This is a genomic window from Gracilimonas sp., from assembly GCF_014762685.1.
In the GTDB taxonomy this organism is placed as follows: domain Bacteria; phylum Bacteroidota; class Rhodothermia; order Balneolales; family Balneolaceae; genus Gracilimonas.
The window spans coordinates 715,622-736,537 of sequence record NZ_JABURM010000006.1 but is presented as its reverse complement, the minus strand read 5'-3'; the positions used below and the strand labels follow the sequence as shown (position 1 = coordinate 736,537).

Below are 20,916 nucleotides of genomic sequence, written 5' to 3'. Positions count from 1 at the left end.
ACGGCATTTGTAATAAGAGTATTGGACTTAGTATATCAAGTAAAATCTAATAAGTTTGTGAGGAAACAGTGTCACCCTCCAAAGAAAAAATGAGCCATTCTCCCGTTCTTTGTTTGTTCTTGAAGTGGCCCCGAGCAATTAAATACTCATCAAAAAAGATTTTCAAGACTCCATCAGTAGGGATACCATCGACTACATAAAGTGTATCATTAGTGTATCCTCGATAATCACTGATAATACCTGTGAAGGGTATTTCACCACCAATAATTTTTTCCCCATTTTTAGTAATGAAAATATCGTTGGTTTCGAGGATTCTTTCTGGAACTAAAGAATCGGCTTGGGAGTCAATAACTATTGAGTCAACATTATATGTAGAATTTGGGAATGACAATATAAAACCCTTATCTGGATTAATATTGACACTCTTGTAACCATAGTTGTATTCAGTACATCCATATACTGAAATAAATAGAATTATTACCAAAAATAACTTTCCAAAACCTTTTGTATTCATATGTATTTTTCCTGCATTGTTACCTTGTTAAACTAACTATTTTACTGATGATATAAACACTCTTCTTTCATTAAGTCAATTACTTAATAACAAAATTAAAATGATCGAATTATGTAAGTTAGATCATGGATAAGGTATTCCTCTGGCACACTATCCAAAAAGATCAGCTTTTTCAATAAGCCCGGGTTGGTTATTTCTGACATTACCTACCGCTTGTGATACAATGTACTCTTCAATACCATCTTCAGGATAAGGTTTCAGGAAATCCTTCAGGAAGTTAGGATCATCATTTTCCGGGTTAAGCCAGTCATTAAACTCTTCCGGATGCAAAATCACCGGCATACGGTCATGAATATCTTCCATAACTTTATTAGGGTCTGTGGTAATAACAGAATAAGACATCCCGGCTTCAGAGTTTTCAGGGGCAAGTTCAGAGTATATACCTGCAAATCCCATTAACTTTCCATCGGTTGGATGGATAAAATGCGGGGTTTTATTTCCTTTCGGGCCTGTCCATTCATAAAAGCCATTGGCCGGGACAATACACCTGCGCTGAAGAAAAGGAGTCTTCCACATCCGGCTTTTCATAATCTTATCATCCCTGGTATTGATTGGAATGAAAGGGCGATCTCCTTCTTTAGGTTTCCATCCCATAAATCCCCAGTGCATGGGTTCAAGTATCCGTTTTCCGTCTTCATTAACCCGTGCCACAGGCATGATATTAGTCGGGGCTACATTGTAATTAGGCTGGAAGACGAACTCCCCTTGTTTTCCTGGAGTACGCCATCGGCCACTGTCTATCGCATTGAGAAAGTCATTTACATCGTCGAGCTCTTGGTATAAAACGTATCGGCCACACATTTAACAGGTGTTTTTATTTTGATTTAAAGTATTGATTAAAACTTATCTTTAAGAATATTCTTCACTCTTTGGTCATAATCTGGAACTGTATATTTAATCATTTGACCGACATCATTAAACAATCCCCCCATCAAATGCTGAACTTTCATATCAGGTAATTCCCAAGTAGTGGAATAGAAAATGTAATTATTTGCAAGTAGAAAATACTGTGAATAGGTGCTGTCAGGATCTAACTCACCATATTCACTTATCGGATGTTCAAAAATATTTATTTCTTTTTCAGCTTCTCCATATTTGCTTGCAAGTATATCGTTTATCCGGTCATAGTAGATAAGATAAAATTCCTCCGTAGAATACGGCCCTTTAAATTCGATTGTATTTTCAACTAATTCATCATCGATAAATCTGAAATGCACCCGAACATCCATTCTATCCAGCTTGTCATCATAGGCATGACTTATAATACCCGTACCATCATTAGTTATATCGTTTTCCTTTCCCATTATGCTTTGAACTTCATTTAAGCTCATACCTAATTTTGTACCATTAAACTGTGCATGTACGTCAAAGGAGACAAAACTAAGTGTTGTAACAATTAGGATGGCCAATAGATATGTCGAAGATTTCTTCATGTTCTTTAATTTAAATTTATTGATCTAAATCAATGTTTTACTCCATTCTAAAAATTGATGCTTAGTAGTTAATGTAATAAATAGGAATTCAATTTTAAGCAAACGGTTAGTAACATGCATTCAAGATTAAACTATCGCGATCTATTTCTTGTCTTAAGCTCCGAGTTAAAAACGCTGATGTATTATTTCGGAGACGATCCGAAGTATCAGGTGATACTGGAAGTGTTCGCTGAATACAGAGAGGATGAGTATAACCCTATGCCGAAGCAGAAGGATTTGTTAGAACGGCTCGGGCTAACGAGAACTAAATTAATGAAGCTACTACGCGAGTTATACCATGATTTCAAGCATTCCATATTTCAGGCTCACCGGTACCCGGTTAACAAGACTGAGTATTATGTAAGTGCAGAAACATTGGACGGTCATTGTTGGCAGATAGGTTTAGATCACTTGGAGCACCTTCCATCTCAAGGAGATGTGTTTAGGGTTCCATTTGTTAAAAGTGAGTATAGCAGCGGTTATTTTTGGGTAAAACAAGTTAATCACAGCATCGAAAATCAGGTTCATACTGTCTCAATATTTGTGAGTGCAAAGCGTGATGATGACGAGAGTAGTAGGTTTAACAGGTAATAAAATTGGCAGGGCTATATAACCCTGCCAGTTATGTTATTCATGATGCTCAAAGAATACCTCTTCCGGGATGGGAGGTTCTTCACGTTGAGTCTCTGAAGCGCCGGAGGATTCATTCAGCCAGTCCCGCAGCAGTACTCCGGTCTGCTCGGTTATCTGGAAGATCTTCTCACCAAAAAGATTGGTCCGGTCTTTCGAGGTCTGAGCCTGGTGATGCATATCCAAGTCAAATACGGCCGTGAACTCGTATTCTACGCCATCCCGCATAATCGGTGCCATTCCTACCTTTTGGGGGATCTGCTTGCCTTTCTCGTTCTCCTGAATAACGTATTCCATTTTAGAACGCATACAGACAATTACATGAATTTTAGAGAAGAGGATGGCCCTGAGAAACAGATCATACTGTTTGTTTGCTTCCGCCCAGTTCCCAAAATGATTGCCGCCTCGTTTGTCAAGCTTATCCTTGTATTCAAGAATACCATTCCAGAAGTGAGACGCGCTATCTACGATTAACACATCGTAGTCCTGACTGAGCGCTTCCTTAACCGGATTAACAAGTTTGTCAATTGTGTACGGAGCTTCTGCACTGCTCACATCAAACTCAAAGTCATTTGCGTACAGGGAGGCGCTTTCATTTTCCGTATCGATAAGTGCAATCTTGCCGTTGGGCATTAGCCCGCCGGCCAGTCTTAATGCTGAGTACGTTTTACCTGAACCGCTTGGTCCGGTAATAGCCAGTTTAATATGGCTTCCTTTTCGTGTTGCTTTCGTAAACATAATATTCTCCTATTGGTTATTTAATTCTGAGGTGGGTGCCTCTGGGTTCTATTTTGGCAAAGAGGTGTGCTTGTTCATCTCCGTCAAGAAGGGCTTCTCGAATACGGCTCATATCAGGTTCTTTAAAAACCCGAATGAATTGTTCCGGGAGGGATTCAGTAGAAACGTCTTCGTGTAACTTGACCGGGAGCAAGCCCCCGTTGCCGCAGACCGTCACGGTAAACCTTGAGGTTTCTACTTTTTCTTTGCACCGGTATTCCAGGTATAGCTTCAGTCGTTCTTTGAGGCTGCTAACCTTCTTCCGGTAACCTTGTGACCGTTCGGCCAACCGCTGTGCTTCGTCTGCGATCTCCTCAAACTTTCGGATGATGTAGCAGTAGGCATCTACTTTGTCTTCTTCCTTGCCTTCGTACTCTTTGAGCCATTGATCTATTTCCTCGGTGATTTCACCTTCGGTTTCAATAAGCAGAGTCTCAAGGGCATAGAAGTGCTCCCCGATGTCGAACAGGGATTCTTTGGTGGTAGGTGTTTCAGGTTGTGTTGTATTCATAGTTGTGACAGATTTTGTTGTATAACAAAAAAGCCCACAATCACTTGCAGGCTTTGTTATGGGTTGATATGTGAGTTTGATTTCATAGGGCAAAGACTTTTGAGGTCTTTAGTTGCAGTCGTGCCCGTTGAGGCTTGGGCACCTCGTGTGAAATGAAGTACGTGATGTCATTCAACAGCTCCCACTGCGACTTGTCCGGTAGGCGGTCGGTAGAAGTGATGGCTTCCAGCCGCTTTTTGCCAAGGGCTTTCTGAAGCTCCTTTATAAAAGCTTCTTCTAACTCTCTTGATTTAAGCTGGTCGATACGAGTCTGTACATCGGTGATTTTATCAGTGATGCTGTGGAACTGGTCTTCGAGCTTATCGAAAGAAAAGCCGGAGGTATGCCGGGCGTAAAGCGAGCCAAGAACAGACCCAAAGATCATCCCGTTACTGCAGATGCTTCTGATGGCTCCCCAATATAATCGTACTCCTTCCGATTGGTCGTAAGAGTTGTGCAAATATATCGACATCGGAATCTCCGACTGCCCGTCGTGAACTAACACGTGCGGAAAGGTCACCTGCAGGCGCATCCGGTGTGCAAGACAAAAGCTATGGCTCGGGTCAATGAACCAGTCCACTTTTAGCTTTTCCAGATTATCCATAAAGGGATTAATCAGGTCTTTGTTAGGGATGAGCTGGTAACTGTTTTTGGCTACAGAGACGACTCGCTCGGTTCCTCCGATATTAGCCACTATGGCTTTGTAACCGGATATGGGTTTAAGGGTGGAATCGGTGTCGGGGATCAGAGAAATATCCTGCTCCTCAACATCGAAAAAGTAGTTGTTTAATTTCATGGTGATATGTTGTTTTGATGGGTTAATATTTTGAAGTATCGATGGGGATAGAACCGTCCATCAATATCGATGAGATACAGCAGGGGCTCGTCCTTCGTGCAGGATACCCCTGTGATGTTGACAAAAGCGCCGGTCGGAATGAGGCGGGTGCTTCGTATGCACTGTGCTTTTATCGGACAATGCAGACGGACCAGTCCCGATCTGGGAAAGACCAACAGGCTGTCATTGGGCAAGCCCAATCGGCGATGTTCTTCTCCGGTCATGGGCTTACATTAATCCTCGGTTTCGCATCGATACGAACCCGTCCCGGGTTACCAGGATATGATCGTCCAAGGCAATGCCTAAGATCTTTAGCGCTTCCTTTATCCGCTTGGTGAGTTGTATGTCAGCGGTACTGAATTTTTTATGGCAACTCGGATGATTGTGTGCTAAAACCACAGAGTTGGCATTCCCAAGTAAAGCCGTGACAGCTACCTCGGAAACATCCACGATGGTGGCCGTTTTTCCTCCTTCCGATATTTTTGAAAATCCCAGGCAGTTTTTTGAATTATCCAGAAGTACGAGATAAAAGATCTCTTTTAGATCAAGTCTTCCGTCGGGGAAAATGTCCATAAGCATTCCATAGGCATCCTCAGGGCAGCAGATGGACCAACGAGTCCGTTCCGGCGACGCTTTATAGGTGAGTTCAACCTCAGCCATATAGGGAAATTTGTCGGTTTCAGTTTGAGTATTCATAGGGTTCTCCTTTAAATAAAAAAGGGAGATCATTTGTGGTGATCTCCCTTGGGTTGATTGATTAGTTGAATTATAGCGCGGGTTCCAGATCGTTCTTTCTGGAGGTGCCGGCAAACACATGTTTTTCCATGCTGCTTGATTTGGCCGGGGCAGGCGTAGTAGCCTCGGCGGATTCATCGACTTTACGGATATCCCAGCTATGGGTCAGACTCAATACACGGCCATCAGGGGCCTCCCATTCGTATGGATCGGTTTCCTTTTGGTAGATTTCATAACCATTCAAAACTGAGCCTGGAGGGAAATAGGTTTTGGCGGTTTTCTTATCCATACCATTTAAGGGGATGGACACCTCACGCAGGCTGAACCTGCTGTTGCCGTTCTCACTTTGCGAAAAGCTGATCCCGGCAATGATGGCTACCGGGAACATCTCACCGGTATCCTTTCGGGTTCGTTCTTCGATTCTGTCGACTGTCAAAGATTTTATTGTAGACATAGTAATTCACCATTTTGGTTTGTTAAAATTTGAACCGGGATATTCACTTTGAATAGACCCCGGGGCCTATTTGAAAGGCACAGGTTAGCCCGGGTGGATTTGCGTAGGTACTTTCTGCACACGAATGCACATAAAAAAATGGGATTACAGAACTCCTTCTTAGAAGAGGGTGCTATAACAGAATCGTAGAGTAGATGGCGGGGGTGTTTTATAGACCTACCGGAAAAGAGAAATGAAGAGCTGGCCTGAAAAATTTTTTAATAAAATTTCAGAGTAGTCTGATAGAATAGATTCTCAGAAGAGAGTTGTTGATTTGGTATCAGGAAATGGCGCTAAAATGTGGTTTTGTAGCCCGTAATTATAGCTGTTTTGGTATCCTATATTCCCTTGATGCTGCTCAAAAGTGTCATATTAATATAATGAGCATGTTTTCAGTAGGGCGATTTTATAGGGGATTTGTAGGGGGTGGGGGTAGGCGATTGGAGAAGCTGATATACTTGAAAAAATTAAGACCGCAATCGTTAGGTTAGTAACCCGTTGCGGTCTTAAAGTCTTCATGTTTGTTTGTAATAAGCGATGTTATCTTTTAGAGAAATATGGGTTAAAGGCTGGTTTGAGTGCTAATCTGTATTTTTATCAGGTTTACTCTCACCTTGGTTTTCTTCCGGATTATTTAAGACCGCAGGATCTGAATAAGGAAAGTCTGCGGTCTTAAGTTTCCATTTCCATTTACCTTCGTGTGCAGGGCTACCGTCTGCATAAGCTTGGACTCCTAACCTTTCTTTGGCTTTTTCGATAGTCCTCCAGCTTGCAACACTATCTTTTTTAGATAAGTTTTTAATTTCAGTCGATTCCATTGGCCCTTCTTTTAGCAAGGCATGTAGCCAATCCACTGCCTCATCGATTTTTGGCTTTTCTTTATTTGAATTCTCCGTGAAAGCTTGCTCAACAGTAACCTCCACTGGATCTTTTTCCCAATTTACGATTGGAAGTCCATCTCTGTTTTCAGAGATTGAATAGGCCAAACCACCAGTATCAGGTGCTAAGTTATTCTTAATGGGTAATACAAGCCGCCTTTGTGGATCATTCTTGTCCTTTACTACAATCCAAACGGATCTCGCAGCTGCGGTAAAGGCTAAAGAACCCATAATTCTATATTGTGGCTGATCACCACCCTTGTTTAAGTGAGAGACTGCAAGTACTGCTGTATGATGCCTCTTCGCTATTTCTGCTAAGGGCCTCAAGGCACTTCTTACCTTTGAGTTATTATGCGAATCTACCGTACTCATAAATGCAGAAATGGGATCGATGATTATAAGCTTAATATTTCTTTGGGTTAAAATTTCAGTGAGAGCAGCAATTCCATTCGATAAGTCGAAAAACTCCTTTTTGACACTATCTCCTTTGTTATTAAGGACAGCGTAAATAACGATTGCCTTATTGATGTCGCCATTAGCCGCTTCAAATCGAGGTCTGATTGTGTCTGCAGGGTCATCTTCAGCACTAATAATTAGTACTTCTCCCGGGTTATTATCACTTCCATCCGGCCATGTGGCGCCACTCGAAATTCTGGCGGCCATGTCAGTAGTTATTAAACTTTTACCGAGACCAGGATCACCAGCTAAAAGGGTAACTTTACCCAGTGCAATTCTACCTTGCCATAACCATTCTACTTGTTTTGACTCAATGTCACTTAACCGCTTTGTAATAGAATGATTTAGCTTAGGATTGTTTAATTCTTGATCAGGATTAGCTATATTCTGTTGAGCATTATTTTGTGAATCAGCCAGTCCTTTATTAGGGGTTGGCTTTTTCATTTTTCACCCTCCCCATCTTTGTTAAAGAGTTCTTCTACAGTAGGGCGTTCTTTTAGCCATTCCATTAAATCGGATTCCAACCACCCAGAGGTTCCTTGGGATATTTTTCTTCTTGGTGGTAGGTCGCCTCGTTTTTCCATCCGCCAAACAGTAACGGTAGAAACAGAAAGAGCTTCGGCCAGTTCAGTAGGTCGTATGATTTTGATCGTAGTTTTCATGAGTATGAAAATTTAGGTTTGGATTGTAGTTAGGATCTGGTTCAAAAGAACTGTCCTTAAACGGAGTATCTCCGCTACCTAAATTTTTCATCATGTGAGTTGTTTCACGTCATGAAACTACTGGCGAAAGTTGTGTTTCGCGAAGCTTCTTGAATGTACATCTTGCTTCAGAAAAATACAATCTATGAACTCATTTTAAGTAAATTTGTGCTCTTAACTTCTCCTCTGAGTATTTTATCTAATTTGGTGTTCCATTTGGTTAAAGCTGTTTTCTTTTCCTCCCGGTAATTATACCGGTCGTAAATGGCTGTCACCTGATCGTCACCGGCCAAGCCTTTATGATTCAAAATCTTTCCCAGCACAGTCCGGTCCGTTCTCATACCAGCCATGTAGGTGGCCGCAGTCCTTCGCAAGTCATGCAAGCGAAAGTCTTCCACCTTCGATGCCCTTCGAACCCTCCCGGCCGCCTTCTGTAGCCAATCGACAGGCTCATTATCCAGTACCGGGGACTTGAATAAATAGTCTGAATCCCAAGAATAATTTTTCACATCTCGTAGTACCTCTAATGCCATAAAAGGAAGCGGCACCTCATGTGTACGATTTGCTTTAGTTAATTCAGCAGGTATAGTCCAGACCCCTTTTTGTATATGATCCCATCTCGTTTGTCTTGTTTCACCCGATCGTTGGCCACAGATCAGTAGCATTTTAAATAATGAGCGATAAGGTTCTTCTTCAAGCTCAAAAGCATCCCATATACTTACGATTTCTTCGGGTGTATAATATCTTTTTCTCGTGCTTACTTTACCGAGAGGCTTGATGGTAAGTACGATATTATGATCAAGCATTCCCCTGTTCACGCCAAAAGAAAACATGCTTGATAAGATAGATCGGATTCGATTTGAATTTACCGGCGCATTATTATCTTCGGCAATCTCCTCCAGCAACTCTATGATATCAAGGCGAGTAATTGTTTCTAAGGGAATCTTTCCGAGCTTCGGAATAATCGTATTGTTAATTCTTCTTTTGTAATCATCCCTGGTTGACTGTCTTAGAGTGGGAAAATGCTTCTTCTCAAAGACCTTCGCTAAGTCTGCCACTGTTTTTGCTTTTGGTTTATTCCGGTTGGCAACTTTCTCAGCTTGGGGATCATTACCCAGGGCAATTTCAATTTTAAGCTTTTTAGCTACATCTCTTGCTTCAGCAAGGCCAACACTTGGAAAGGTTCCAATGGTATACCGCTTTCCTTTAGTGCCGTAAGCTAAAGCAAATGCTTTGTGTCCGGTTTTCGTGACCCGCAACAACAAACCATTGACAACTGTGTCATAATACTCAGTTCGTTTTTTTGGTTTATCAAGGTTCGTAATGAACGGGTGTGTTAATTTCTTTTTTGGCATTTCATTAGGGTTTAAGAGCGAGCATAAACCTTGCTGGGTTACAGCTCCGTTACAGTTAAATCGGCTAATGGAAACACATTTCATGTCGTTGCATGAAATTTAAAAAATTAATGTAAGTAAATGAAATTTATTTACTTATGTAACGAAAAGAAGGGTGATGAAATGCTATGAAAGGTGATGAAATACAGGCTTGAAAGCCCTGAAAATCCGTGTGTCGGCGGTTCAAATCCGCCCGGTCCCACACTCAAGTAAAGCCTCGTACACCATAAAGTGATGTGCGGGGCTTTTTTGGTTTTTGAGTGCAAACATGGGTGCAAACAATTTGCCCTGAAAATAAAATGTACAAACGGATTTTCAGTCCGTGTGGCCCATTATGACTATTTTCTTTCCCAAATGAATCCGCAGGTGCTTTTGTTGTTTTCTTAAAACAATGAAATCCGCAAGCAGATAAAGTTTCTTATGACACGTGTTTACAGCTTTTTTATGTTGCTGTTTCTGTTTTTTGCAACAGGCTGTTTGCGCCCGGTTACTGATTTATATCCCGAGGAGAAAGAACAGCGTCCGGTTCCGGCTTATGTAGTGGATCACGGCTGGCATACAGCCATTGCTTTTGAAGGTGAATATCTGAGAGAAAAAATTCCCGAACATAAGGCTCTGCCTGAAACCGAATTTTTGATGATAGGCTGGGGAGATAACAAATATTATCAGGCTGAGCAGGCGACGGTTGGACTGTTCCTCCGAGCTGCTTTCTGGCCCACCGGAAGTGTAATGCATGTAGTGGGTTTTGATGAAGGTGTGGAAAGCCATTTTGCTGGAAACGAGATTGTAATGGTACATCTTAGCGAACGAGGTATGGAACAAATGGCTTGCTACATAGAAGGCCGATTCCACGAGGGTGAGGGTGAAAAGCTGGAATATGTTGCTGCCGGATTATATCCGAATAGTGCGTTCTTCAAAGCAAAGGATTTATATTTCTTCCCCAAAACATCCAACAAATGGACGGCTCGCGTCCTTCGCAAAAGCGGGTTTCCCATCACCCCGTTTTATGCTCTTACTGCTTCGAATGTAATACGACAGGTGAAGTGATAACTGAGTAGCATGTAAACCGGAGCTTTGTAACGATGTTAACTGGTAGCAGTATTTAGCTGAAACCACATAATGCAACAAAAAGAGCTTCTTTCTTGTTGGGCTGATACGATGAAATTGGAAAAAACCAACTCATTATTATGAACAAGGAACAAGGTCTTACCGAACGCAAATGTGAAGCCTGCCACCCTGATACCCCGGTACTGAAAGGCCGTGAACTCCGGGAATACTACCAACAGCTTGGAGGCGACTGGAAGCTGGTGGATGACCATCACCTGACCAAGACCTATGAGTTTAATAATTTCAGGGAAGCTCTTGATTTTACCGTCAAAATCGGGGAAATGTCGGAAGATGAAGGGCATCATCCGGAGATAAAGCTGACTTGGGGAAAAGTAACCGTGACGGTGTACACCCATGCTATCGACGGTTTAAGTGAAAATGATTTTATCTGGGCGGCCAAAGCGGATCAGATAGACCAATGACGTCGGCTCTCACTCTCGTTGATAAGCTCGGGCTTAGCAACGCAGTCCCAGTCCCGGAAGCTCCAGCTTCCCGTGATGGGCAAGTCTTATAGCAAAACCTCATCCTAAAAGAGAAAAATCTTACTTGAATACTTCTTGAAAGATATTAATGATCTCTAATTGCTTCATTTAAAATTACATGGTATTAATTAGACATAACAAAATTTAAACGCTTTACCTATTCGGACAATAATATAAGAAGCATTGGTTTTTAAGGGTAAGTACAATCTTAATAGTTTAATATAAGTAACCATGATTAAAAATATAACGCAGCGGGTACAACTGCCTTTGCTATTTTTAACAATTATCGCACTTACATTCACAGGATGTAAGGATATGATGGCTAATAGTTCGGAGGATATCGAATCTGAGTCCTTAACTTCTGTTTTAGAGAATGAAACTGACTCCAATAATACTCCGGACGGATTATTACCAAATTCACAACAATACAATAACAGCAGCAAACCGGTTGCTACCGGAAAAAGCGGAGGAGTAACACTTACTGCAAGAGCAATGATGAACAGTCAAATGATTGTAGATCTTGAAGTAACATCTGGTGAGCTCGACTCTGATGAAGAAGCACCCGGGACCATTACCAAAGTACGGGTTAAAGCTCTTGATACCGACAATCCTGATCCGGATAATCCGGTATGGGAAGAAAACTACAATAAGCTTGATGATGGCGGCAGCTTCACTGAAAGCTTCGAAAATCTTATCCACGGTCAGCAATTGGATATACATGCAAATGTTCGGGAAATGTTTGCAGACAAAAAGAATAGTCACCGAACAGGTATTATATCCCTTTTAGAAGATGTAAAGTTTCGTCCTGATCTCGCTATTACCAACATAGATGCACCGGCTGAAGTTTTTGTTCAGGATCCTGTAATCATTGATGCGGAAGTCTCAGAAAACCTTGGAGATTTAGGGGCTACTGCAGATTGTATTCTCAGAATTGATGGAAATGAAATTGACCGGGCTGCTGGAATTTGGGTTGATGCAGGTGATGCCGTACTCTGTTCTTTCCAAACTCAGTTTGAAACAACAGGTACCAGGAATGGTGAAGTATCTGTAGAGAATGTGACGCCCGGAGATTTTGACAATGGAAATAATAGCAGCACGTTCCAGATTGAAGTAACAGAACCTAATATAAATAACTTTAATTGGTCCGGTAATGCATTGATAGATATCGAGGACTATACCGAGTATTCCAGCAACTGGAGATATGGAGATGTTAGCTCTACTCGCAATCTTACTGGGAAACGGCAGTCCCTAACGATTTACTCTTCTGTTGAAAACTCTATTGGTTTTCCTATGGATATCGATGTCAATGTGACTTCAGGAAGCTATACCTGGCTAAATGAATCATTGACGTCCGTTAACCCTGACAATAGTTATACCCGTTATGATATGCGTAGGGTTTATCTTCCAAACAACAGCTACATACAAATTATAAAGTACAATAACGATAACCTTACTCGTGTAAACTTGCGTAGATATGCCCGCAATGTGGTCTATTATGGATATGATTATTATGGTGATTACTATTATTTTGAATATGATGACACCATGCTTCCATATGGTAATGACGTAACCTTCAAACTTACATTTGACGGATCAAATGGTTTAGCAGCTACTTTGGCGGGTGAAATTCTGCTTATTGAAGGGACTGAAAGTTACAGCTATTGTTATGATTATGGATGTAAATCCCTTGATAGTCACTATCTGAGTGGTGATGCTTCCGGCTCATCTGATTAACAAAAAACTATATTTAAAACCGTATGGAATAAAACCCATACGGTTTTTTTCTAAGTATTTGGTACTTAATTGCTCTCGTTCTGATGGGCTGATCCGGAATATCTTCACGAAGGCGCTATCTGCATCCTATAATAAATAGTTGTAGCTCAATACCCCGCAGCCTGACCATCCACCCTCGACTCCGAAGCTCCAAAATACACGCCTTTCTCATGATCACGCATAATAGCCTGGAAACGGCCGAAGAAGCTGTCTCCGATCTGTACGTTATGTCCCATTTGCCGGAGGGCCTGAACTACCTGAAAATCCACACCCGACTCAATACTGACCTGTCCTGAATTGGTGAGTTTATCTGAAAGGGCATCGGTAGGTTGGGTCGATCCCGAGTGTTCCCACCGGAAGGCATCGCCGGCCTGCTGAATATTCATCCCAAAATCAATCACATTAGTGAGAATACTTACGTGTCCGATCGGCTGATAACCACCGCCCATGTTTCCAAACGCCATGATCGGCTTGCCGTCTTTCATTACAAAACCGGGGATGATGGTATGAAACGGTCGTTTGCCCGGTGCATAGACATTCGGGTGATTCGGATCGAGAGAAAATAATTCACCGCGGTTTTGAAAGCTGAATCCTGTTCCCGGTACCACAAATCCGGTCCCCATGCCCCGAAAGTTACTTTGGATAAGGGAGACCATATTGCCTTCTTCATCGGCAGTGGTAAGGTAAATGGTGTCTCCGTCTTCGAGCACTTCAACTCCGGTGGTGAGATCTCTGCGAGCCCGGTCGCCGATCAGTTCGCGACGCTCGGCCGCATATTCTTTGGAAAGCAGCTTATCATATGGAACCTCATGAAAATCGGGATCGGCATAATGCTTGGCACGATCTTCAAAAGCCAGTTTCTTAGCTTCGATCATCAGGTGCAGGGTTTCGGCAGTGCCAAATCCGGTTTCTGAAAGGTCAAATCCTTCCAGGATATTCAGTATCTGAAGAACCGCTGTACCCTGTACGTTTCCGCCCACCTGGTATACATCATAGCCCCGGTAGTTCACCGTCTGCGGCTCCACCCACTCCGATTCATGCTTATCAAAATCTTCATAGCGTAGGTATCCGTTATTCTCTTTCATCCAGACATCGATCTTTTCGGCTATCTCTCCCCGGTAGAAAGCATCGCGGCCTTCCTCGGCCAATAGCCGGAAGGTATTTCCAAGATCAGGATTGCGGAACACTTCACCCTTTTCAGGTCCGCGGCCGTCAATAGTGAAAGTCTCCTCAAATGCTCCGGGCTGTTGCTTTAAAAAAGGAACACTGCGTCTCCATGAAGCCGAAATCACCTCACTTACCGGGAATCCGTTTTCAGCATAGTGGATTGGTTCAGACAGGATATCACTCATATCAACCGAGCCAAAACGCTCATGCATTTCAAACCATCCATCCACGGCTCCCGGAACGGATACCGATAGCAGATCATAAGCAGGAATGTCATCCTCCCCTTTCTCTTCGAGGATCTCCATCATACGGTCGTAAGAGAGTCCGCGTGGAGATCGTCCGCTGGCATTGAGGGCATAAAGCTGTTCGCTTTCAGCATGCCAGATAATGGCAAAGAGATCACCGCCAATACCGTTTCCGGTGGGTTCCATAAGCCCCATGGCAGCGTTGGCTCCGATAGCTGCATCGATCGCATTTCCTCCGTTACGGAGAATTTCTAAACCCACCTGGGTGGCCAAAGGCTGACTGGTTGCCACCATACCCCGTTGAGCGATCACCTCGGACCGGGTGGAGATAAGGTTTCCGGCTTCACGGTCGATTTGTGCCAATACAGTTTCAAAAGGGATCAGCAGAAGAGCAAAAAGGACCGGAATTGTCAGAGCATAGGTTTTTTTCATCAGAAATTGGATTGGTTAATAATGCAATGGATTATACAATCTGATAATGCCTTTTACAAAACAAACCGTTCCATGCTTGCCAATTAAGCTATCATCTGTAAGCAGGAATGTACAACTTCAGAGGATTGTCCCATCAAGGAGTGATAACCAACTTCCCTCTCGTGTGAAGTTTTTCAATTTCCTGAAGTGCCTGTACGACTTCATCCAGTGAATAGGTTCTGGTAACCGGCACTTTTATCTTACCGTTATCGGCAAGTCCGGCAATATGCTCAAGCTGTTCGGCATTTGGTTCTACAAATACATACTTAAATTCAATGTCATCGCTGATATCGGGTTTACTCTTGGTTATAGAAACAACTTTTCCGCCGTCTTTTAATACATTTGTTTCCATGACTTGTGTAAAAGAATCCCCACGTGAACAATGAAAGATAAGATCAACTCCTTCAGGTTGGACTTTTTCAACAGCTTCTCCCACATGATTATCTTTGTAATCAATCGTGATATCAGCCCCGAGTTCTTTCATATACTCATGATTGGCTTCACTCGCCACACCAATTACGGTTGCTCCAACAGATTTCGCTAATTGAATAGCTAAAGTCCCTACCCCACCTGAAGCACCTAAAATTAACAAGGTCTGACCCTTTTTGAGCTCTCCAAAATCAAAAATCGATTGATAGGCTGTTAATCCCACTAATGGTATTCCACCGGCTTCTTCCATAGAAATATTGGTTGGCCTTTCAGCAAGGTAAGATTCCGGTAGGCTCACATACTCTGCAAACGTACCGTGTTTAATTTTGGGACGTCTTGCATATGCATACACTTCATCACCGGTACTAAAACGGCTGGCCGAGTGACCGGTCTCTTCCACTACACCTGCCACATCCCATCCCGGGATTAAAGGAAATTCACCGGGAATGGCATCTTTAAGCATGCCCCTTGCAACAGCAGCATCAACGGGATTTACTCCGGCAGCTTTAACCCGGATCAAAACCTCTCCTTCCCCTGCTTCGGGCTTGTCCAATTGATCGGTCTTAATATTAGTTAGATCTCCGTATTCTTCAATATAAGCAGCTCTCATTTGTTCACTCATAAATAAATTTAGTTTAAGACAATTGACTTTTCATTTCCCTCAAAAACAAGGGATGGGAAGAATGAGTTCGCAGGAAAGATTTGTTTCACCCTATGAAGGCGATGGATAAAATTGAACAGCCGGTTTCATGCACTACAGATCTTCGATCGTACCCACATCAGTAGCTTCATACCATTCTTTCTTCATGAAAAAGACAGAGGAGATTACAAATAATCCGGCAGCGATGGCGGCCGAGTAGAAAGTGGCATTAAGGCTGATTCCGGCATATACCAAGCCCAGCAAGTAAGGTCCGAGTGCCTGACCGGTACGCATAACCACCCAATTCACGGATAGGAAGGCTGCACGATATTCCTTGTCGGCATAGCCGGTTAGAAGGTTCAGAATACTAGGGATGTTAATGCCTTGTGCGGCCCCGAAGATAATTACGGGGATAATAAACCACCAAATGCTTTCAACGATAGGGAGCATGAGAAAAATGGATAAGTACAAAATAGCAGCCGTGCGAATCAGGTTGACTTCCGAAAATCGCAGGGTGAGTTTGCCGAGCTGGGAAGAAGTGTATGCGGTCATAAAAGATGAGCCGGACAAGATGATCCCAATCCACAATGAATTCTGTCCAAATCTCTCATCGAGTAGAATGGTGAAAAAGGTGATGTACCCTCCATAAAGCATGATGAAGGTCAGAAATATTCCCACAAAAAGCGGGATCACTTTTTTAGAAACAAGTGAGGAAGCTACATTTGAAAAGATCTCAGAAACATTAAGCCCGCCGTCCGAACCTGTTTTCTCGAGATGGGTGAGCACGAAAAGTCCGACCGGAATGGCGAGAAGGCTTAAGAAAAAGGGATAATGCCATCCTAACACAGCAAGTGCCCCGCCCACAGCAGGATAAAAAGCAGTACCGATACTTAAGACACTTCCATTATATCCCATCGCTGTAGCTCTGCGATTCCCGGAATATAAATCCCCGATTAGCGTAAGATTTAATGCTCCGAGAGAGGCACTGCCCATACCCTGAAACGCTCTGAATAATAACATTTGCTCAAAAGAAGTGGCGTAAGCACAAGCCGTTCCGGCAATTCCAAAAAGAAAAAGAGAGGGCACCAAAACAATTTTACGTCCGAAGCGGTCAGCTAAAAGACCAAGAACAGGTGTAATAAAAATACCGGGCAATGTGAAAAAGGTAATTAACAAACCAATTTGCTGGGCTGAAACGTCGAATGCATCAGCTATAGAAGGGAAGGCAGGAGCAATAGAGGAAACGCCCATTACAGCTGTTAGAGTAATGCCAAAAATGATGTAGAGGTTTACATCACGCAATAAACGAGGTTGTGATTCTTCAGCTGTACTGCTCAAAATAGAGTGTTATTAAAATTTCAAGTGTGTTAAGTCGAGTAGGGCTCAACCCGTTCCGTATGCCGCCAATGATACTGATATTTAAAGGGGAGTACCACTTATTCAGTTATTAGAGAGATTTTATTGAAATGATGGTGTGTTTTGATGATATTTTTGTATTCAAACTTGGAGAATTTTCATCAGGTCATGATTAGTATTATTATTACAGAATTCTCCGGCGGGATTCTAAATAAATCCTGAGATGTTGGCGTAAAATGCATGGATACGAAGTTACTTGAAAATAAAAGTGAAGTACAAAATTGAAAGCTGAAAAACAGATTTTACCGGATATTTCTAATCACCGGTACACCGTTAGTATTGCAAGAACAGATGCTGAAATTGAGAAGGCATTGGAACTCAGGTATCGCGTTTTTTATGAAGAATTGCATCGGGAGTTTAATTCTTCCAGTAATATTGATCAAGACAAGTATGATGACCAGTGTCATCATTTAATTGTTACGGAAAACCAGTCCCAAAAAGTTGTGGGTACCTATCGGCTGCAAACCTATGAACAAGCAGTTTCCGGGGAAGGTTTTTATTCTGAAAGCCTTTTTAACCTTAACGAGTTGCCGGGCGAGATTCTTTCCCAAAGCTTTGAGGTAGGACGCGCGTGTATAGAAGAAGAACATCGCAGCGGACGTGTTTTGTTTTTGTTATGGAAAGGATTTGCAGGATACCTGCAAGCATTGAATAAAAGATATTTACTGGGCAGTTTGGGAATACCGGCAAAATCACCGCAAGAAGCACTGGCTATTTACAATGAACTGGAAGAGCAAGGTGTTATCCATAAAGAATACCGGGTTAGTGCAAAAGAACCGTATCGACAAAATGGCGAGGCGAGGAAAACTGTAAGGCAGAAAAAATTCAAGGCGTCCGGACTGCTTGAAAATTATCTAAGCGTAGGTTGTGACATCATCAGTAAGCCGGCTTATCATCAAGACCTTGAGTTGCTGTATGTGATGATTTTTATGGATATTGAGAAAATCACTCCTCGTATCAAAAAAATGTTTTTTGGTTAAAAATCCACAACAAAACTCAACAGCCATTAAGCCATGAGTAAAATTCGCGGTTATTTAAAGCTTGTTTTGTTGTTGCTGTACACTCTTTTTACCTACGGTATTTATGCTGTGGGTTTACTGATTCCAAAAATCTTCAGGTTACGGTATGAACCCTGGCGGAATCTATTTATGCGGACATGGGCCCGGGGGGTCGTTGCTATTTTTAATATGAAAATTACCGTAGAAGGAATCCCTCCTAAGCCTCCTTTTTTTATCGTATCCAATCATCTCAGTTATCTGGATATTGTACCGTTATACCTGAGTTTGCGATGTACATTTGTGGCCAAAAAAGCAGTAAGAAGCTGGCCGGTTTTGGGATTTATGATCGATTCAGTTGGAGTCATATTTGTGGACCGTACCAGGCGAACGGATGTAAAAAGGGTGAATGAAATTCTTTCAAAATCTATGAATGAGTATCAAGGGCTTATTCTATTTCCCGAAGGCACTTCTTCCGGGGGAGAAGAAGTGTTGCCCTTTCATGCATCGTTGTTGGAGTATCCGGCACAAGCCAATACAGAGGTTCATACTGTTTCCATTTCATATCAGACTGCAGAGGAAGATGAACCTGCCCGCGACAGCGTGTGTTTTTTTGGCGCTCGCCATGGGTTTTTAGAGCATTTGATGAAGTTGGCTCAAACTCGCAAAGTATTCTGCAAAATGCGTTTTGGGCAACGGGCCATACAGTCTTCCGACAGAAAAGATTTGGCCGCAAAGCTTCATCATGAAGTTCAGCAAATTTTTGAACCGAGTTCCCCTTAAATCATAAAATGAATTTGTGTACCTCTGTTTACCTTCCTAATGCAAATGTTTTAACCTCTTCCCACCTTTCCCCGTCGTGTTTAAGCAGGCTGAGTGCTTCACCCGTAAAGGAAGCATTAAAAGTTCGATGCTCAAACTCCTTCCAGGCTTTATGGAAATTACTTTTAGTCAGGTCTTTAAAAGCCAGGGTTACATGGGGATGATATGGCCGTTTATCATAATTATAGTTGAAGATATCGGGGTTTGAACGAGCCATATTTTCCAATCTCTGTTGAATATTTATGAGCCCCGGCGTTTCTATTACATCAATAAAAATAACGCGTGGTGGGAAGGTTGAAAAATTATTGAGTTGTACTTCAAGAAAATCGAAAGCTTGGGTAAAGACTTCCAACAGAGAGTGAACGCTCTCCTCGTTTGCCTTATCCAATCGAAAAGGGCTTATGAGAGTAATATGTGGAGGAGCGTTTAAAGAATGTGAACTGTTAAATTTCTCTTTAACCTCAAGTTTCAGCTCCTGTATTTTATCTTTTAGCGGAGCCGGAGGAATGATTGCTATGAAATAGAGCTCATTAGACATGGTTTGAAGTCTCTCATTCGAAATTTAACATGATCTTATTTAGTCTTTTTTCAATTTTTTTGTTTCCTAAATTTCCAATACTTCCTTCATGGGTATGTTTCAGCTCTTTGGGCGGTTCAAAATTTCCATCCTCAATTTGCTGAGCTATCTTTTGATAGGCATCACGAAAGGGTGTTCCGTTCAATACCATTTCATTAACAGCTTCAACCGAAAAAATGAGTTTATATTTAGGATCACCCAGTATCTGATCGTTGATCTGTATTTTTCCGGCAGCATATTCTGTAATAAATAAACAATTTTTAAGCTCTTGTATTGCCGGGAATAAAATTTCTTTTAGAACTTGAAAATCACGGTGATAACCTGAAGTCAGGTTGGTGGTTGCCATTATGATTTGATTGGGTAATGTTCGTAGAATATTGGTTTTTGCCCGAATCAATTCGAATACATCCGGATTTTTCTTGTGCGGCATAATACTGGAACCGGTTGTAAGATCATCGGGAAGTTTGATAAAGTTGAAGTTCTGGCTGTTGTACAAACAAACATCAGAAGCCAGTTTATTGAGCGTTCCGGCAAGTCCCGCCATTGCAAAGGCCAGGGTTTGTTCGGTTTTACCCCGTCCCATTTGAGCATATACTGAATTTACATTCATGCCTTCAAAACCAAGTAATTCAGTAGTCATGGTTCGGTTTAGCGGGAAAGAAGAACCGTAACCGGCTGCTGACCCCAAAGGATTCCGGTTGATGATATGATAGGTCGATTCCATTAGTACCAAATCATCAACCAGGCTTTCGGCATAGGCCCCAAACCACAAGCCGAAACTGGAAGGCATTGCAGCTTGAGTATGGGTATACCCCGGAAGCAGAATTTTCTTGGTTGTTTCGCTCTGTACAATCAGCGTATCAAACAATTTTTCGGAAAGCTTGGCAATTTCCTTGATTTCATCTCTTAAGTACAATCTTAGGTCTACTAAAACCTGATCGTTTCGGGAGCGGCCGGAATGTACTTTTTTACCGATATCTCCAAGTTCTCTGGTCAGCATCAATTCAATTTGGGAATGGACGTCTTCTACGCCGTCTTCAATCTCAAAATTGCCCGGCTCAATAACTTCCTCCAAAATCCGGTTTAATTCCTTTGTCAGTTTATTCAACTCCTCCTTTTTCAATAAACCAACCGATTCCAGCATGGTGATGTGTGCAATGGTTCCCTTTACGTCGTACTTAGCGAGAACCAAGTCCAGTTCACGGTCTTTTCCTACCGTGAATTTCTCGATAAATTCATCGGTTTTAACTCCCTTTTCCCACAATTTTTTCATTTTTTTCAGTGTTTTGGTGCGATA

Annotated in this window: 22 protein-coding genes; 6 read left to right on the top strand and 16 right to left on the bottom strand. The window is 42.2% G+C overall.

Annotated features, from left to right (window positions below; all coding sequences use genetic code 11):
• Positions 1 to 46: 46 nt before the first annotated feature.
• The 3 genes from HUJ22_RS12870 to HUJ22_RS12860 all read right to left on the bottom strand — a co-directional run bounded on the left by HUJ22_RS12870 (position 47) and on the right by HUJ22_RS12860 (position 2,007).
• A complete protein-coding gene (locus HUJ22_RS12870) occupies positions 47 to 514 on the bottom strand; it encodes a hypothetical protein (RefSeq protein ID WP_290878105.1) in 468 nt (155 codons plus the stop codon).
• Between the two features lie 150 nt (positions 515 to 664).
• Positions 665 to 1,375, bottom strand: coding sequence for an SOS response-associated peptidase (locus HUJ22_RS12865; RefSeq protein ID WP_290878104.1), 711 nt, complete (start codon positions 1,373 to 1,375; stop codon positions 665 to 667).
• Between the two features lie 35 nt (positions 1,376 to 1,410).
• Complete coding sequence (locus tag HUJ22_RS12860) at positions 1,411 to 2,007, bottom strand: hypothetical protein (protein ID WP_290878103.1); 597 nt, start codon at positions 2,005 to 2,007, stop codon at positions 1,411 to 1,413.
• A 114-nt stretch (positions 2,008 to 2,121) separates the two neighbouring features.
• On the opposite strand from HUJ22_RS12860, the gene HUJ22_RS12855 reads away from it, so the two are divergent.
• Positions 2,122 to 2,637 carry a hypothetical protein gene (locus HUJ22_RS12855; protein ID WP_290878102.1) on the top strand — a complete coding sequence of 172 codons (516 nt, stop codon included), beginning with the start codon at positions 2,122 to 2,124 and terminating at the stop codon, positions 2,635 to 2,637.
• A gap of 36 nt (positions 2,638 to 2,673) precedes the next feature.
• Here the strand turns inward: HUJ22_RS12855 and HUJ22_RS12850 are convergent, their stop codons facing one another.
• The 8 genes from HUJ22_RS12850 to HUJ22_RS12815 form a co-directional block, all read right to left on the bottom strand.
• Complete coding sequence (locus HUJ22_RS12850; RefSeq protein ID WP_290878101.1) at positions 2,674 to 3,414, bottom strand: ATP-binding protein; 741 nt, start codon at positions 3,412 to 3,414, stop codon at positions 2,674 to 2,676.
• Positions 3,415 to 3,430: 16 nt separating this feature from the next.
• Complete coding sequence (locus tag HUJ22_RS12845) at positions 3,431 to 3,964, bottom strand: siphovirus Gp157 family protein (RefSeq protein WP_290878100.1); 534 nt, start codon at positions 3,962 to 3,964, stop codon at positions 3,431 to 3,433.
• An 82-nt stretch (positions 3,965 to 4,046) separates the two neighbouring features.
• Positions 4,047 to 4,799, bottom strand: coding sequence for a DUF932 domain-containing protein (locus tag HUJ22_RS12840; RefSeq protein ID WP_290878099.1), 753 nt, complete (start codon positions 4,797 to 4,799; stop codon positions 4,047 to 4,049).
• A gap of 267 nt (positions 4,800 to 5,066) precedes the next feature.
• On the bottom strand, positions 5,067 to 5,534 hold the full coding sequence (locus HUJ22_RS12835) for a JAB domain-containing protein (RefSeq protein ID WP_290878098.1): 468 nt from the start codon (positions 5,532 to 5,534) through the stop codon (positions 5,067 to 5,069).
• A 70-nt stretch (positions 5,535 to 5,604) separates the two neighbouring features.
• Positions 5,605 to 6,009, bottom strand: a complete 405-nt coding sequence (locus tag HUJ22_RS12830; RefSeq protein WP_290878097.1) for a hypothetical protein — start codon at positions 6,007 to 6,009, stop codon at positions 5,605 to 5,607.
• A gap of 638 nt (positions 6,010 to 6,647) precedes the next feature.
• Positions 6,648 to 7,844: an AAA family ATPase gene (locus HUJ22_RS12825; protein WP_290878096.1), complete on the bottom strand. Its 1,197-nt coding sequence runs from the start codon at positions 7,842 to 7,844 to the stop codon at positions 6,648 to 6,650.
• Positions 7,841 to 8,062, bottom strand: coding sequence for an AlpA family phage regulatory protein (locus HUJ22_RS12820; protein ID WP_290878095.1), 222 nt, complete (start codon positions 8,060 to 8,062; stop codon positions 7,841 to 7,843). The genes HUJ22_RS12825 and HUJ22_RS12820 overlap by 4 nt, the downstream gene beginning before the upstream one ends.
• Before the next feature lie 182 nt (positions 8,063 to 8,244).
• Complete coding sequence (locus HUJ22_RS12815) at positions 8,245 to 9,456, bottom strand: site-specific integrase (RefSeq protein ID WP_290878094.1); 1,212 nt, start codon at positions 9,454 to 9,456, stop codon at positions 8,245 to 8,247.
• 459 nt (positions 9,457 to 9,915) lie between these two features.
• Here HUJ22_RS12815 and HUJ22_RS12810 point away from each other — a divergent pair, with 459 nt between their 5' ends.
• The 3 genes from HUJ22_RS12810 (at position 9,916) to HUJ22_RS12800 (ending at position 12,818) form a co-directional block, all read left to right on the top strand.
• Positions 9,916 to 10,542 carry a DUF2459 domain-containing protein gene (locus tag HUJ22_RS12810; RefSeq protein WP_290878093.1) on the top strand — a complete coding sequence of 209 codons (627 nt, stop codon included), beginning with the start codon at positions 9,916 to 9,918 and terminating at the stop codon, positions 10,540 to 10,542.
• Between the two features lie 140 nt (positions 10,543 to 10,682).
• Positions 10,683 to 11,024 carry a 4a-hydroxytetrahydrobiopterin dehydratase gene (locus HUJ22_RS12805; RefSeq protein ID WP_290878092.1) on the top strand — a complete coding sequence of 114 codons (342 nt, stop codon included), beginning with the start codon at positions 10,683 to 10,685 and terminating at the stop codon, positions 11,022 to 11,024.
• A 291-nt stretch (positions 11,025 to 11,315) separates the two neighbouring features.
• Positions 11,316 to 12,818, top strand: coding sequence for a hypothetical protein (locus HUJ22_RS12800; protein ID WP_290878091.1), 1,503 nt, complete (start codon positions 11,316 to 11,318; stop codon positions 12,816 to 12,818).
• Positions 12,819 to 12,964: 146 nt separating this feature from the next.
• Here the strand turns inward: HUJ22_RS12800 and ggt are convergent, their stop codons facing one another.
• From ggt to HUJ22_RS12785, 3 genes are all read right to left on the bottom strand, one after another.
• Positions 12,965 to 14,701 (bottom strand): gamma-glutamyltransferase, encoded by a 1,737-nt coding sequence (gene ggt / locus HUJ22_RS12795; RefSeq protein ID WP_290878090.1) that lies wholly within the window; start codon positions 14,699 to 14,701, stop codon positions 12,965 to 12,967.
• A 133-nt stretch (positions 14,702 to 14,834) separates the two neighbouring features.
• Entirely contained in the window at positions 14,835 to 15,791 is a 957-nt protein-coding gene (locus HUJ22_RS12790; RefSeq protein WP_290878089.1) for an NADP-dependent oxidoreductase, read from the bottom strand.
• A gap of 132 nt (positions 15,792 to 15,923) precedes the next feature.
• Complete coding sequence (locus tag HUJ22_RS12785; protein ID WP_290878088.1) at positions 15,924 to 17,147, bottom strand: MFS transporter; 1,224 nt, start codon at positions 17,145 to 17,147, stop codon at positions 15,924 to 15,926.
• Positions 17,148 to 17,446: 299 nt separating this feature from the next.
• On the opposite strand from HUJ22_RS12785, the gene HUJ22_RS12780 reads away from it, so the two are divergent.
• Both HUJ22_RS12780 and HUJ22_RS12775 read left to right on the top strand, forming a co-directional pair.
• On the top strand, positions 17,447 to 18,205 hold the full coding sequence (locus HUJ22_RS12780; RefSeq protein WP_290878087.1) for a GNAT family N-acetyltransferase: 759 nt from the start codon (positions 17,447 to 17,449) through the stop codon (positions 18,203 to 18,205).
• 33 nt (positions 18,206 to 18,238) lie between these two features.
• Entirely contained in the window at positions 18,239 to 19,003 is a 765-nt protein-coding gene (locus tag HUJ22_RS12775; protein ID WP_290878086.1) for a lysophospholipid acyltransferase family protein, read from the top strand.
• A gap of 28 nt (positions 19,004 to 19,031) precedes the next feature.
• Here the strand turns inward: HUJ22_RS12775 and HUJ22_RS12770 are convergent, their stop codons facing one another.
• Positions 19,032 to 19,580, bottom strand: coding sequence for a 2'-5' RNA ligase family protein (locus HUJ22_RS12770; RefSeq protein WP_290878085.1), 549 nt, complete (start codon positions 19,578 to 19,580; stop codon positions 19,032 to 19,034).
• A gap of 13 nt (positions 19,581 to 19,593) precedes the next feature.
• A complete protein-coding gene (gene argH, locus HUJ22_RS12765; protein ID WP_290878084.1) occupies positions 19,594 to 20,892 on the bottom strand; it encodes an argininosuccinate lyase in 1,299 nt (432 codons plus the stop codon).
• Positions 20,893 to 20,916: the final 24 nt, after the last annotated feature.

Excerpts from the sequence above, each read along its gene's own strand:
- HUJ22_RS12870 (WP_290878105.1), bottom strand. The coding sequence starts at position 514 with ATGAATACAAAAGGTTTTGGAAAGTTATTTTTGGTAATAATTCTATTT.
- HUJ22_RS12865 (WP_290878104.1), bottom strand. The coding sequence starts at position 1,375 with ATGTGTGGCCGATACGTTTTATACCAAGAGCTCGACGATGTAAATGAC.
- HUJ22_RS12860 (WP_290878103.1), bottom strand. The coding sequence starts at position 2,007 with ATGAAGAAATCTTCGACATATCTATTGGCCATCCTAATTGTTACAACA.
- HUJ22_RS12855 (WP_290878102.1), top strand. The coding sequence starts at position 2,122 with ATGCATTCAAGATTAAACTATCGCGATCTATTTCTTGTCTTAAGCTCC.
- HUJ22_RS12850 (WP_290878101.1), bottom strand. The coding sequence starts at position 3,414 with ATGTTTACGAAAGCAACACGAAAAGGAAGCCATATTAAACTGGCTATT.
- HUJ22_RS12845 (WP_290878100.1), bottom strand. The coding sequence starts at position 3,964 with ATGAATACAACACAACCTGAAACACCTACCACCAAAGAATCCCTGTTC.
- HUJ22_RS12840 (WP_290878099.1), bottom strand. The coding sequence starts at position 4,799 with ATGAAATTAAACAACTACTTTTTCGATGTTGAGGAGCAGGATATTTCT.
- HUJ22_RS12835 (WP_290878098.1), bottom strand. The coding sequence starts at position 5,534 with ATGAATACTCAAACTGAAACCGACAAATTTCCCTATATGGCTGAGGTT.
- HUJ22_RS12825 (WP_290878096.1), bottom strand. The coding sequence starts at position 7,844 with ATGAAAAAGCCAACCCCTAATAAAGGACTGGCTGATTCACAAAATAAT.
- HUJ22_RS12820 (WP_290878095.1), bottom strand. The coding sequence starts at position 8,062 with ATGAAAACTACGATCAAAATCATACGACCTACTGAACTGGCCGAAGCT.
- HUJ22_RS12815 (WP_290878094.1), bottom strand. The coding sequence starts at position 9,456 with ATGCCAAAAAAGAAATTAACACACCCGTTCATTACGAACCTTGATAAA.
- HUJ22_RS12810 (WP_290878093.1), top strand. The coding sequence starts at position 9,916 with ATGACACGTGTTTACAGCTTTTTTATGTTGCTGTTTCTGTTTTTTGCA.
- HUJ22_RS12805 (WP_290878092.1), top strand. The coding sequence starts at position 10,683 with ATGAACAAGGAACAAGGTCTTACCGAACGCAAATGTGAAGCCTGCCAC.
- HUJ22_RS12800 (WP_290878091.1), top strand. The coding sequence starts at position 11,316 with ATGATTAAAAATATAACGCAGCGGGTACAACTGCCTTTGCTATTTTTA.
- ggt (WP_290878090.1), bottom strand. The coding sequence starts at position 14,701 with ATGAAAAAAACCTATGCTCTGACAATTCCGGTCCTTTTTGCTCTTCTG.
- HUJ22_RS12790 (WP_290878089.1), bottom strand. The coding sequence starts at position 15,791 with ATGAGTGAACAAATGAGAGCTGCTTATATTGAAGAATACGGAGATCTA.
- HUJ22_RS12775 (WP_290878086.1), top strand. The coding sequence starts at position 18,239 with ATGAGTAAAATTCGCGGTTATTTAAAGCTTGTTTTGTTGTTGCTGTAC.
- HUJ22_RS12770 (WP_290878085.1), bottom strand. The coding sequence starts at position 19,580 with ATGTCTAATGAGCTCTATTTCATAGCAATCATTCCTCCGGCTCCGCTA.
- argH (WP_290878084.1), bottom strand. The coding sequence starts at position 20,892 with ATGAAAAAATTGTGGGAAAAGGGAGTTAAAACCGATGAATTTATCGAG.